The organism is Sphingobium sp. (assembly GCF_032153725.1).
GTDB lineage: Bacteria > Pseudomonadota > Alphaproteobacteria > Sphingomonadales > Sphingomonadaceae > Sphingobium.
Genome location: NZ_JALDYQ010000042.1, coordinates 30295 through 43511, shown reverse-complemented (window position 1 = coordinate 43511; position 13217 = coordinate 30295). Strand labels below are relative to the sequence as shown.

Genomic DNA, 13217 nt, shown 5'->3' with positions numbered 1-13217 from the left:
AACACTCTGCATCGGCGTGGGACAAGGCAGCGCTATCGCAATAGAACGGGTGTGATGGAAAAGCTGTTTGTCACCACCGGCGACGGGTGCCGGATCGCCTACCGGTTCGACGGGCCGGATGAGGCGCCGGTGCTGCTGCTGTCCAATTCGCTCGGCACGGACATGGGCATGTGGGCGCCGCAAATGGCGGCGTGGACCCAGGCTTTCCGCGTGTTGCGCTATGATCAGCGGGGGCATGGGGCTGCGGATGCACCTGCGGGCGGCTATTCGATCGACCGGTTGGGGCGGGATGTGGTCGAACTGCTTGATGCCCTTAAGATCGAGGCCGTCGATTTTTGCGGGCTGTCGCTGGGCGGCATGACCGGGCAGTGGCTGGGCATCCGGGAAGCGCGCAGGCTTCGGCGGCTGGTGCTGGCCAATACGTCGAGTTTCATGGGGCCTCCCTCCGCCTGGGATGCGCGCATCGATCTGGTGCGGGAACAGGGCATGGGGCCGCTGGCGCGGGCTTCGGTGGAGCGTTGGTTCACCAACAGCTTCGCCGCGACGGGTCGGGACGCCATCGCGCCCATCACGGCGATGCTCCAGGCGACCGATCCGCAAGGCTATGCGGGATGCTGTGCGGCGATCCGTGATATGGATATGCGGCGGACCATCGCACTGATCGAGGTGCCGACGCTGGTGATCGCCGGGGCGCAGGACCCTGCTACGCCGCCGCCGCATAGCGATGTGCTGGTTCGGGCTATTGGTGGGGCACAACTGGTGACGCTGGAGGCGGCGCATTTGGCGAATGTGGAATGTGCCGAGCTGTTTGGGGCGGCTGTGTTGAATTTTCTGGCCTGACGCCCTGTTATTCCTTCTCCCTTGGATGGGGGAAGCCGGGTGCTAATGAATGAGGGGGGAGGGGGATGTTGTTCGCTCGCTGCATTCCATAAGGCGTAATTTGTAACGCACACCGAACGCTCCATATGGCACATTTATAGAATAAATACTTAGATACCAATGTTTTATAGTCCATTTGAAGGCTGAACTCCCGACTTCAATCGGATGCTGGCTTTAGCATTGGACTCGTGGGGACGATCGGTGCGTTGCTTGGCCATGGGGTACCGGAAACCACCGCAAAATATGCCCATCTTTCGGATGATGCCATCGCCAATGCAGCGCAGCGGACCGGCGACGACCTTGATGGGCTCTGAAAAGTCACTAGCACTACTTTGGCAGAATTGTAATTGATCTTGTACCGAGCGGGCATCCGCAGTGGGGGCATTGCGATGGCGGAGAGCCTGACAGGTAGTCAAGAATGGCCGGCCTCATGTTCTTCGAGCAGGGGGTGCGGGAAGCGCGGTTCATCGCGTGCATGTTATCAACGGTGCCACGGGCCGCGGCGGAAGGAGTCGCGTTGGGCAAGGCAAGACCCTCCTATTTGCGCGACATTGGCGTGAAACGGCGGGCGTCAACCTCAGCAATTTTGGTCGGCATATTGATGCGGCAGGACGGTTGGGATAGTGGTATAGCGGTGAAACGGTTCTTCTCCTTCCTGATGCTCGTAGGAGCGCTGGTCGGCCTGTTGGGTCAGGAGGCTGCTTTTGCATCTGGTCCCGCCCATCTGTCCGCGCCGGCAGCCAAGATGACCGTGGGGATGGCGCAGATGTCGTCCGATTGCATGGCGATGATGCAGCAAGCGCCGCAGCCCGCGCAAAAACCGTGCAAAGGGCTGACCCTTGATTGCATCGCGTCCATGGGCTGCGTCATTCCACTCGCGTCGACACCTGAACCTCTACTCGCGGGCAAGTTCGTCTATGAACGGATTCAGCATTTCCCTGCGCGCATCGACATTCTGGCCGGGCAGGCGCTGGAGCCGGAACCCGATCCTCCCACGCGCCTGATCTGACTGTCCTGCCGATGGCATGAGCCGGTAGCGATGCGCTTGCATCCGCTCCTGCCTGCCATGGGCTTGCCTCATTCAGATCAGGAGAATTTCCATGAACAGTTTTCTGTTTCGCGGCGCGATGCTGGCCGCTTTGACGGTTGGCGTCACTTCGACAGTCGCCTTCGCCGCTCCGTCCGCTGGCCATTATGCATGGCGCGCATCGCAGCAAGTGGGGCCGCGGGCGCCTTTGACGGCACCGCGTCGGAGCGCCGCCGACTGCATGATGCCGATGCAGGACAAGCACAGCCCGTCTTCGGCCGGTTGATAGCCATTCCCGGTCGATAAACAGAAGATGACGGCCGGGCGCGTGGCGCCGGCGAAGCCTGATCGCGCTTCGCCGGCGTCCGTTGCCAGCCTCTTTCATCGTCGGCCGGATAGGCCCTGATCAGGACATGTCCATGCGATTGCTCTTCTTGGCGCCGCTCATTCTGGCGGCATCCACCTCCCTGTCGGCGGAGCCGATGACCTTCGACCAGGCGCTGGATCGCGCAGCGCGGGACGCGCCGCTCTTGCGGGCGCGGGTGCTCGAAGTCGATGCGCGCCGGTCGGCCGCGACGGCGGCGGGCCGGTTGCCCGACCCGAAACTTGGCATGGGGATCGACAATTTCCCCGTCTCCGGCCCTCCCGCCGGTAGCTTTGCGGGCGACAGCATGGCCATGGGCCGGGTCGGGATCAGCCAGGATGTTCCCAATCTTGCCAAGCGGCACGCCCAATCGGGGCGCGCGCAGGCTGACATTTCGGCGGCTGAGGCGAGTACGCTGGCGGAGGCGCGGCGGATCAGGGTGGCATCGGCACTTGCCTGGATCGACCTTGCCTATGCGCAGCGCAGGCTGGTGGCGGTTGACGCCGTGCTGGTCCGGCTGCGGCCGCTGACGGAGGCGTCGCGATCCGGCGTCGCGTCGGGCAGTGCGCGCCCGGCGCAGGCGCTGGACATTCAGCAGGCGCTCGCATTGCTGGAAGACCGGCGGAACGAGGTCACGGCGGAAGCCGAACGAGCGCGGGCCATGCTCATGCGCTGGACCGGGCAAGGCGAAGCTGTCGCGACCGGCGACACGCCACAGTTGCTGATCGACCCTGATGCGTTGCGGGCTGCCGTCGACCGGCATCCTGACCTTGGCTCCGCGCGGGCGCGAACGCAGCAGGCCAAGGCCAATATAGCTCTCGCCCGCGCGGAAAAGCGGCCCGACTGGGCGTTCGACCTTGCCTATCAGCGCCGCGCGGACCGCTATGGCGACATGGTGTCGGCGGGGGTCACGGTCAGCCTGCCGCTGTTTACGGGCAAGCGGCAGGACCCGCTGATCGCCGCCAGTGTCGCCAGCGCGGGAGCGGCGGAAGCAGAACTGGAGGATATGCGCCGGAGCCTCGCCGCGGATCTGGAAAGCGGCCTTGCCGATCATGTCATGCATCATGAACAGTGGATGCGGGCGCGCGACAGCCTGCTGCCACTGGCACGCCGGAAGGCGGATCTGGAAACGGCCAGCTATGGCGCGGGCCGCGCCGGACTGCTCGACGTGATCCAGGCCCAATCGATGCTGGCCGATAGCGAATTGCAGACGCTCGACCGGGAGGCGCTGGTGGCGCGCGACGCCGCCCGGCTCGTGTTGACCTATGGGGAGGACAGGCCATGAGCGGGGGTTTTTCACGGGCGCAACTGGGCCTTGCCGCCGCCGCCCTTGCGATCGTGGCCGGGAGTGCGGGCTATGGCATCGCCTTGTTCAGGCGCGGGGAACAGGCTCCACCCCAAGGCGCAGATTCGGGCCGAAAGATTCTCTACTGGTACGACCCGATGGTCCCCAGCCAGCATTTCGACCAGCCGGGCAAATCGCCCTTTATGGACATGCCGCTGATGCCCAGATATGCCGATGAGGCTGCGGACGAAGCAGGCATCGCCATCGACCCGGCGCGGACCCAGAATCTCGGCATGCGGGTCGTGACCGCGCATCGGGGCAGCCTGGGGTCGAGCCTGATGGCAGCCGGGTCGGTCGATTTCAACCAGCGGGACGTCGCGGTGATTCAGAGCCGCGCGGCAGGGTTCGTCCAGCGCGTCTATGCCCGCGCGCCAGGCGATGTCGTTGGCAGGGGCGCGCCGCTGGCCGATGTCCTGATCCCCGAATGGGCGGGCGCACAGGCGGAATATCTCGCGGTCAGGCGCGCAGGCGATGCGGGACTTGCCCGCGCGGCACGCCAGCGTCTGACGCTGTTGGGCATGCCCGCGGGAACCATCGCTGCCGCCGAGCGCAGCGGAAAGCCGCACAATATCTTCACCATCAGCTCGCCCATCGGCGGGACCATCAAGACGCTTGCTGTGCGGCGGGGCATGACCGTTGCGGCGGGTGAAACACTGGCGGAGGTCAACGCCCTCGGCACGGTCTGGCTCAACGCGGCCGTGCCCGAAGCCATGGCCGGACAACTGCGGCCGGGGCAGAGCGGGAGAGCGAGGATCGCCGCTTTTCCCGGCGAAGTCTTTGACGGCAGGGTGTCGGCGATCCTCCCGGCCGTCCAGGCCGACAGCCGGACGCTGACCGTTCGTATCGAACTACCCAATCACGGCGGACGCCTGAAGCCGGGCATGTTCGCCCATGTCGATTTCGGCGGGAGCCAGCGGTCGGCGCTGCTGGTGCCGTCCGAAGCGGTGATCCGCACTGGGACGCGGTCGCTGGTCATGCTCGCGCTGGACAAGGGGCGTTACCGGCCCGCAGAGGTTCGCACGGGCAGCCAAAGCGGTGGTCAGACCGAAATCCTTGCGGGCCTTGCCGAAGGCGAAAAGGTGATCGCATCGGGTCAGTTTCTGATTGATTCCGAGGCGAGCCTATCCGGTATTGAAGCGCGGCCGGTTGCGGTCCGCCCGACGCCGCCGCCCGCTGCCGCTAATGCGGGCGCCTATGCAACGGTCGGCCGCATCGACAAGCTCGATACAAGCAGCGTGACGTTCAGCCACCAGCCGGTGCCTGCTCTGCACTGGCCGGCCATGACGATGACCTTCCGATTAGGGAGGCCGGATTCGGCACGCGGCTTCAGGGTCGGCGACCGGGTGCGCTTCAGCTTCGACCGGTTATCGTCCGGACCGATCGTCCGAACCATGGCGCGGGAGGGCGCACGATGATCGGGCGGTTGATCCGCTGGTCCGTTCAGAACCGCTTCTTCGTGGTTCTGGGCGTGCTCGCCCTGATGTTCGCCGGGCTCTGGGCGGTGCGGTCGACCCCGATCGATGCGCTGCCGGACCTGTCCGACACGCAGGTCATTATCCGCACCAGCTGGCCGGGGCAGGCGCCCCAGATCGTCGAAAACCAGGTGACCTATCCGCTCGCCACCACCATGCTCTCGGTTCCCGGAGCCAAGACGGTGCGGGCCTACAGCTTCTTCGGCGACAGCTTTGTCTATGTGATCTTTGAGGATGGCACGGACCTCTATTGGGCACGCAGCCGGGTGCTGGAATATCTCAATCAGGTGCAGGGTAAGCTTCCCGAACAGGCGAAAAGCGCCATCGGTCCGGATGCTACCGGGGTCGGATGGATCTATGAATATGCGCTGGTGGACCGCACTGGCGGCCATGACCTCGCCCAGCTGCGCGGATTGCAGGACTGGTTTCTGCGTTATGAACTCAAAAGCCTGCCGGGCGTCGCGGAGGTCGCCAGTATCGGCGGGATGGTGAAGCAATATCAGGTCGTGCTCGACCCGGTGAAGCTTGCAGCCTATGGCGTCACCCATGCCGAGGCCGTTGCCGCCATCGGCCGGGCCAATCAAGAAGCCGGTGGATCGGTGCTGGAGATGGGCGAAGCCGAATATATGGTTCGCGCCTCAGGCTATCTCAAAAATCTCGACGATTTTCGCGCCATTCCTTTGCGGACTGCCGCGGGAGGCGTGCCTGTCACTTTGGGCGATGTTGCCATCGTGCAGGTTGGCCCGGAGATGCGGCGCGGCATAGCCGAACTGGACGGCGATGGCGAAGTCGCAGGCGGCGTCGTCATTCTGCGCCAGGGCGCGGATGCCCGCAGCACCATCGAGGCCGTCAAGACCCAGCTGGAGGAATTGAAGAAAGGCCTGCCGCCCGGCGTCGCGGTCGTCCCCACCTATGATCGTTCGCAGCTTATCGATCAGGCAGTGGAGAACCTGACCCACAAGCTGGTCGAGGAGTTCATCGTTGTCGCCATTGTCTGCGCGCTGTTCCTCTGGCATGTCCGCTCCGCGCTGGTTGCTATCGTGACCTTGCCGCTGGGTGTTCTCACTGCCTTCCTCGTCATGCATGCGCAGGGGGTGAACGCGAACATCATGTCGCTGGGCGGGATCGCCATTGCCATTGGCGCCATGGTCGATGCCGCCATCGTCATGATCGAAAATGCCCACAAGCGGATCGAGCAATGGTCGCATCGGCATCCCGATGAAGAACTGCATGGCACGACGCGATGGATCGTCATCACCGAGGCCGCGATGGAGGTGGGACCGGCCCTGTTCTTCAGCCTGCTGATCATCACCCTGTCTTTCGCACCGGTGTTCACCTTGCAGGCGCAGGAGGGGCGGTTGTTCGCGCCGCTCGCCTTCACCAAAACCTATACCATGGCCGCTGCCGCGATCCTGTCGGTCACGCTGGTGCCGGTGCTGATGGGCGGGCTGATCCGGGGGAAAATCCCGTCAGAACAGGCCAATCCGATCAACCGGGTACTGACGGCGGCCTACCGACCCGCAATAAACTGGGTTCTGGAGTGGCCAAGGTTGACGCTCCTCGTTGCCGCGCTGGTCTTCGCGACCACCGCCTGGCCGCTCTCTCGTCTGGGCGGCGAGTTCCTGCCCGCGATGAACGAGGGCGATCTGCTCTACATGCCTTCGGCCCTGCCCGGCCTGTCGGCGGCCAAGGCGTCGGAACTGCTCCAGCAGACCGACCGGATGATAAAGTCCGTGCCGGAGGTGCAGAGCGTGTTCGGCAAGGCGGGCCGGGCTGAAACCGCGACCGACCCGGCGCCGCTGGAGATGTTCGAGACGACGATCCGCTTCAGGCCCCGCGACCAGTGGCGACCGGGGATGACTGCGGAAAAGCTGGTCGATGAACTGGACCGCACGGTGAAGGTGCCCGGCCTTGCCAATATCTGGGTACCGCCGATCCGCAACCGCATCGACATGCTGGCGACCGGCATCAAGAGTCCGATCGGGATCAAGCTGTCCGGCAGCGACCCTGCTGAGATGGACCGCATCGCGCGTCAGATCGAGGCGGTGGTAAAGACTGTGCCGGGAGTGAGTTCCGCTTTGGCTGAACGGCTGATGGGTGGCCGCTATGTCGATGTCGCCGTCGATCGGGCCGCGGCGGCGCGCTATGGCCTCAATATCGCCGATGTGCAGGAGATTGTGTCCGGCGCCATCGGTGGCGAGACTGTCGGCCAAACGGTAGAGGGGCTGGCCCGCTACCCCATCAATGTCCGTTATCCGCGTGAGCTTCGGGACAGCCCCGATGCCTTGCGGGCTTTGCCCATCCTGACTCCCGCGCGGCAGCAGATCACGCTTGGCATGGTCGCGCGGATCGGGGTTACCGACGGCCCACCCATGCTCAAGACCGAGAATGGCCGCCCCTCCACCTGGATCTATGTCGATGTGCGCGGGCGCGATCTGGCGTCGGTGGTTGACGATTTGCGGCATGCGGTCGGCGCGAAGGTCAGCCTCCCGCCGGGCGTCAGTATCGCCTATTCCGGCCAGTTCGAATATCTGGCGCGAGCGCTGGAGCGACTGAAGATCGTCATCCCGGCAACGCTGGCGATCATTTTCGTGCTGCTGTTCCTGATCTTCGGGCGGCTTGATGAGGCGGCGCTGATCATGGGCACCTTGCCCTTCGCACTGACCGGTGGCTTCTGGATGCTTTATCTGCTGGGTTATCACCAGTCGGTCGCGACCGGAGTCGGGTTCATCGCGCTGGCCGGTGTGGCTGCCGAATTCGGCGTGGTGATGCTCATCTACCTGAAAGACGCGCTGGAGGAGCGCGGCGACCGGCCTTCAGATGGCGAAATCCTTCAGGCCGTGCGCGAAGGTGCGCTGCTCCGGGTCCGGCCCAAGGCAATGACGGTCGCCGTGATCATTGCCGGCTTGCTGCCCATCCTCATCGGATCGGGCGCGGGATCGGAGGTGATGAGCCGCATCGCCGCGCCAATGATCGGCGGAATGCTGACGGCCCCGCTCCTCTCCATGTTCGTGATCCCCGCCGCCTATCTGCTCATGCGGCGGCGGAGCATCGCCCACATCCCTCAGTTCATTTAACAGCGAAGGAAAGAGACATGAAACTGCTCCCCATGACGATGCTTGGCTTTGCCACATTGCTTGCCGCATGCGGCCAGAAAGCTGCAACGAACGATGCTACCATGGCTGGCAATATGTCGAGTGACATGGGCAATATGGCGATGCCCGAAGCCGCCAGGACGGCAAAGGGCAGCGGCGTGGTAAAGGCCATCGACAAGGCGGCTGGAACGATCACCCTTGATCACGGTCCGATCGCCGAAGCGCAGTGGCCGGCCATGACGATGGCGTTCAAGGCTGCGCCCGCGCTGCTCGACAGCGTGAAGGTGGGTGACAAGGTCAACTTCGCTCTCGCGCTCAAGGATGATGGCGGCGAAGTCACGGCGATTGGCAAGAAGTAATCAAAATGACAGGCGGCGGCCTGATGCCGCCGTCTGTCCAGATAGACTTGTCGGATCATCGAGGCATTCAGTCCGTACTTGCGCGACGAATGACGGGTTCGCTGCATCTCGTTTGCGCGTGACGATAGGGGGGCAGGGGAGGGTCGGGGGAGAATCATCGGCTATTACCGATGAATGATTGACGGCCTTTGATGGATCGGATATTCCCGATCCATGGATTCCGAGCAAGCATTGGGGGCGCTGGCGGCCCTTTCCCATTCAACCCGGCTGGATGCCTTCCGGCTGCTGGTGCGGCATGAGCCCGAGGGCCTGACGACCGGCGCGTTGGTGGAGGCTTCGGGCCTGTCGCAAAGCACCTTCTCGACGCATCTGGCCGTGCTGGGCAAGGCCGGCCTCGTCTCCGCCAAAAAGCGGGGGCGGCAACAGATTCAGCGCGCCAATATCGATCAGTTGCGCGCCCTCATGCTGTTCCTGGCCAGGGACTGCTGCGGCGGACGTGCGGAACTGTGCGAGCCGTTGCTCGCGGAACTGAGCTGTTGCTGAAAAGGATGAAGGCGTGACCGACATCATCATCTATCACAATCCGGACTGCGGCACGTCGCGCAATACGCTGGCGATGATCCGCCATGCCGGGATCGAACCGCATGTCATCGAATATCTGAAAATGCCGCCCAGCCGGGCTTTGCTGGTGCAGCTGATCGCGCGTGCCGGGATCAGCGTCCGCGCCCTGCTGCGCGAGAAGGGAGCGCCCTATGCCGATCTGGGACTGGCGGATGAAAGCCTGAGCGACGAGGCGCTGGTTGATGCCATGATGGTTCATCCCATCCTCATCAACCGCCCGCTGGTCGTATCGCCGCTGGGCGTGAAGCTGTGCCGCCCGTCCGAGGCTGTGCTAGACCTCTTGCCCACGACCTGGGACGTGCCGTTCATCAAGGAGGACGGTGAAGTAGTCGAAGCGGCTATATCGTGACTGTTATCGTCCGCCCGGTGAGCGTCGCGGACGCCGGGGTTATCGCCGCGATCTACGCGCATCATGTACTGCATGGCACCGCGACCTATGAAGTCGTTCCGCCCGGCTTGGCCGAAACAGAGGATAAGATCCGGCATATAAGCGGGCGGAACTGGCCGTTCCTTGTCGCATGCGCGGGAGATCAGCTTCTTGGCTATTGTTACGCGACCCAGTTTCGGGATCGTCCGGCTTATGCCTATGCCTGCGAGAACAGCATCTACATTGCGCAGGAGCGTCGCGGCGAAGGCATTGGACGAAAGCTTCTGACCGCTTTGCTCGTCGCGGCCAGGGAGGCGGGCTTCCGGCAGATGGTGGCTGTCATTGGCGGCGGCGAACCCGCTTCGGTTGCACTCCACGCCGCTTGCGGCTTCGTCGAAACCGGCAGGCTTGTCGCCGTCGGCTGGAAAGCGGGGCGCTGGCTCGACAGCGTCTATATGCAAATCGCACTGGGCGCGGGCGCGACGACCCCACCCGAACTTTTCTGAAGGCGACCCTGTCATGACATTGTTTGAACGCTATCTGACCCTGTGGGTCGCGCTGTGTATCCTGACGGGCATTGCCCTGGGCCATCTGCTGCCTGATCTTTTCTCGGCCATAGCGGCGATGGAGATCGCGCGCGTCAATCTGGTCGTAGCGGTGCTGATCTGGCTGATGATCGTGCCGATGCTGCTCAAGGTCGATTTCGGGGCTCTGGGCAGTGTCGGACGCCATTGGCGGGGCATTGGCGTGACCCTGATCGTCAACTGGATGATCAAGCCCTTCTCGATGGCGCTGCTGGGCACATTCTTTCTGGGCTATCTGTTCGCGCCGATCCTGCCGGCGGGGGCTTCCTCCTCCTATATCGCGGGGCTTATCCTGCTGGCGGCGGCTCCCTGTACGGCGATGGTGTTCGTCTGGTCCAATCTGGTCGATGGCGAGCCGACTTACACGTTGAGCCAAGTGGCGCTGAACGACCTCATCATGGTGTTTGCCTTTGCCCCGATCGTCGGTCTGTTGCTGGGCGTCGCGTCGATCACGGTGCCATGGGATACGCTGGCGTTGTCAGTGGGACTTTACATCGTCGTCCCGGTGCTGCTGGCACAGGCGATCCGCTGGACCCTGCTCCATCGCGGTCGACAGTCCCTCGACGCTTTGCTGGCGGTCATGGGGCCGATCAGCCTCGTCAGCTTGCTGGTCACGCTCGTCCTGCTCTTCGGTTTTCAGGGCGAGCAAATCGTTCGGCAGCCGCTTGTCATCGCGCTGATTGCCGTGCCGATCCTGTTCCAGGTCTATTTGAATGCAGGCGTCGCCTATTGGCTGAGCCGCCGCCTCGGTGTCGCTTGGTGCGTGGCGGGGCCGGCGGCGCTGATCGGCGCGTCGAACTTCTTCGAACTGGCCGTTGCGGCGGCCATCAGTCTTTTTGGCCTGCATTCCGGCGCGGCGCTGGCGACGGTCGTCGGTGTACTCGTCGAAGTGCCGGTGATGCTGTCGATCGTTGCCCTCGTGGGCCGGACACGGCCATGGTATGAGAAAGGCATTGCTGCATGAGACTGCGCACGCTTTCTGCGCCGGATGATCGCGCCGGCCGGCGAAGGGTTCGTGCAGGGGTAGATGTGGCTCAGGGCGTAGGCTGGTTTTTCAGCCATTGGGCAAATTCGACCGGGAAGGGGAAGACGATGGTCGAGCTTTTGTCGCCAGCGATGAAGTTGAGCGAAGCGAGATAGCGTAGTTGCATCGCCTCGGGACGCTGGGCCAGGATTTCCGCCGCTTCCAGCAATTGCTGCGCGGCCTGGCGCTCGCCCTCGGCATTGATGATCTTGGCCCGACGCTCGCGTTCGGCTTCGGCCTGTCGGGCGATGGCGCGGATCATGGTTTCGGTGATGTCGACCTGCTTGATCTCGACATTGGCCACCTTGATACCCCAGGCGGCAATCTGGCTGTCGAGAATTTCCTGAACATCATTGTTGAGCTTGTCCCGTTCGGCCAGCATTTCGTCCAGTTCATGCTTGCCAAGCACAGATCGCAGCGTGGTCTGGGCGAGCTGGCTCGTGGCGGCCAGGAAGTCCTCGACCTGGATGATTGCACGCTCGGGATCGATGATCCGGAAATAGATCACGGCATTGACGCGGACCGAAACATTGTCGCGGGAAATCACGTCCTGCGGCGGCACATCGAGCACCGTCATGCGCAGGTCGGTGCGGACCATCTGCTGAATGAAGGGAACCAGGATGATGAGCCCCGGACCCTTGACGCCGGTAAAACGGCCGAGCGTGAATATGACACCCCGCTCATATTCCCGCAGGATTCGTATCGCCGCCGACAGGAAAACCAGCAACAGGATGAGTGGAGGGATGTAGAAAGCAAGATCCAGAAGCACTTAAACCTCCTTCGTAGCGTCGCTCTCGACCTCGACCGTAAGACCGGAAAGACCAATGATCCGGATCGGCTGGCCTTGGTCGAGATCCTCCTGGCCGATTGCGGACCAACGTTCGCCATGGACGAATACATGGCCTTTGCCACCGCTCCAATCCTGCACGATGCCTCTGGCGCCGGTCATTTCCTCCGGACCGCTGACGATCCTGCGCTTCCTGGCTCCCATGGCGGTGCGAACGACGAGCAGCATGAAGGCGGATGTCGCTATCGCGAGGCCCGCGATCAGTGACCATGAGATGCGGAAGTCGGGGGTGTCGGTATCGATCAGCATCGCAGCGCCCAGAGCAAATGCTACCACCCCGCCTATGCCCAGAACACCGTGCGAGAAAAGGAGGGCTTCGGCGACCAGCAGGCCGATGCCGAGCAGGATCAGGGCGAAACCGGCGAAATTCACCGGCAACGCCGCGAAGGCATAGAGGCCGGTGAGGAGGCAGATGGCGCCCAGCGTCCCGGGGAGGAAGGAGCCGGGATTCATGAATTCGAAGAACATGCCATAGACCCCGATCATCATCAGGATCAGCGCGACATTGGGATCGGTGACCGTTGCGAGGAGGCGCGTCCGCCAGTCCGGCGCGATCTCCGCGGTGGAGCGACCCGCCAGATCGAGCTTTACCGCCGACTCGCCCAGCCTGACGGTGTGGCCCTGTAGCTGACGCAACAGGTCGGCCATGTCCCGCGCCTCGATATCGATGACATGGGCTTTGAGCGCCGCCGAAGCAGACAGGCTGGCGGCTTCGCGAACGGCCTTTTCCGCCCAGGCGGCATTGCGGCCGCGCAGCTCCGCCAGGGAGCGAATGAAGGCGACCGCATCATTGACGGCCTTCGCCTCCATCGGATCGCTTGTCTTCTTCTGCTGTTTCCCGTCCGGGTTCGGGGTAACGCCGCCGATCTGAACGGGCGTTGCCGCGCCGGTGTTGGTGCCGGGCGCCATAGCCGCGACATGGCTGGCATAGAGGATGAAGGTTCCTGCACTCGCCGCGCGCGCACCGCTCGGCGCGACATAGCTGGCGACTGGAACAGGCGAGCCGAGTATGGCGCGGATGATGGCGCGCATCGAGGTGTCGAGCCCGCCCGGCGTATCGATCCGCAATATGACGAGCGGGGCCTTGCGCTCAGCCGCCTTGCGCAGCGCCTTTGCCACATAATCGGCGGTGGCCGGTCCCACCGCGCCCTCAAGGCGAAGAACGATGATGGGGGTCGGCACAGGGGCAGGCGCTGTCCGGGCTGGCGCTGACGCAAGGCTCAGCAGGATCGC

The 13217-nt window shown here is 63.6% G+C and carries 13 protein-coding genes; 11 read left to right on the top strand and 2 right to left on the bottom strand.

Annotated features, from left to right (window positions below):
• Positions 1-54: 54 nt before the first annotated feature.
• The 11 genes from pcaD (at position 55) to arsB (ending at position 11077) form a co-directional block, all read left to right on the top strand.
• On the top strand, positions 55-840 hold the full coding sequence (pcaD, locus tag RUH75_RS14380) for a 3-oxoadipate enol-lactonase (protein ID WP_313807119.1): 786 nt from the start codon (positions 55-57) through the stop codon (positions 838-840).
• Positions 841-1297: 457 nt separating this feature from the next.
• Positions 1298-1888 carry a hypothetical protein gene (locus tag RUH75_RS14375; protein ID WP_313807115.1) on the top strand — a complete coding sequence of 197 codons (591 nt, stop codon included), beginning with the start codon at positions 1298-1300 and terminating at the stop codon, positions 1886-1888.
• Positions 1889-1979: 91 nt separating this feature from the next.
• Positions 1980-2192, top strand: coding sequence for a hypothetical protein (locus tag RUH75_RS14370; RefSeq protein WP_313807111.1), 213 nt, complete (start codon positions 1980-1982; stop codon positions 2190-2192).
• A 133-nt stretch (positions 2193-2325) separates the two neighbouring features.
• A complete protein-coding gene (locus RUH75_RS14365) occupies positions 2326-3555 on the top strand; it encodes a TolC family protein (protein ID WP_313807109.1) in 1230 nt (409 codons plus the stop codon).
• Positions 3552-5030, top strand: coding sequence for an efflux RND transporter periplasmic adaptor subunit (locus RUH75_RS14360; protein ID WP_313807107.1), 1479 nt, complete (start codon positions 3552-3554; stop codon positions 5028-5030). The genes RUH75_RS14365 and RUH75_RS14360 overlap by 4 nt, the downstream gene beginning before the upstream one ends.
• Positions 5027-8164, top strand: coding sequence for an efflux RND transporter permease subunit (locus tag RUH75_RS14355; RefSeq protein WP_313807105.1), 3138 nt, complete (start codon positions 5027-5029; stop codon positions 8162-8164). The genes RUH75_RS14360 and RUH75_RS14355 overlap by 4 nt, the downstream gene beginning before the upstream one ends.
• Before the next feature lie 17 nt (positions 8165-8181).
• A complete protein-coding gene (locus tag RUH75_RS14350) occupies positions 8182-8541 on the top strand; it encodes a copper-binding protein (protein WP_313807102.1) in 360 nt (119 codons plus the stop codon).
• 213 nt (positions 8542-8754) lie between these two features.
• Positions 8755-9084 (top strand): metalloregulator ArsR/SmtB family transcription factor, encoded by a 330-nt coding sequence (locus RUH75_RS14345; RefSeq protein ID WP_313807101.1) that lies wholly within the window; start codon positions 8755-8757, stop codon positions 9082-9084.
• Positions 9085-9097: 13 nt separating this feature from the next.
• Entirely contained in the window at positions 9098-9511 is a 414-nt protein-coding gene (gene arsC / locus RUH75_RS14340; RefSeq protein WP_313807099.1) for an arsenate reductase (glutaredoxin), read from the top strand.
• Positions 9508-10035: an N-acetyltransferase family protein gene (locus tag RUH75_RS14335; RefSeq protein WP_313807097.1), complete on the top strand. Its 528-nt coding sequence runs from the start codon at positions 9508-9510 to the stop codon at positions 10033-10035. Before arsC ends, RUH75_RS14335 begins: the two co-directional genes overlap by 4 nt.
• Before the next feature lie 13 nt (positions 10036-10048).
• Positions 10049-11077 (top strand): ACR3 family arsenite efflux transporter, encoded by a 1029-nt coding sequence (gene arsB / locus RUH75_RS14330; protein ID WP_313807095.1) that lies wholly within the window; start codon positions 10049-10051, stop codon positions 11075-11077.
• A gap of 70 nt (positions 11078-11147) precedes the next feature.
• On the opposite strand, the gene RUH75_RS14325 is transcribed toward arsB, so the two are convergent.
• Together RUH75_RS14325 and RUH75_RS14320 are read right to left on the bottom strand one after the other, a co-directional pair.
• Positions 11148-11906 (bottom strand): slipin family protein, encoded by a 759-nt coding sequence (locus RUH75_RS14325; protein ID WP_409592365.1) that lies wholly within the window; start codon positions 11904-11906, stop codon positions 11148-11150.
• On the bottom strand, positions 11907-13166 hold the full coding sequence (locus RUH75_RS14320) for a nodulation protein NfeD (RefSeq protein WP_313807093.1): 1260 nt from the start codon (positions 13164-13166) through the stop codon (positions 11907-11909).
• Positions 13167-13217 lie beyond the last annotated feature (51 nt).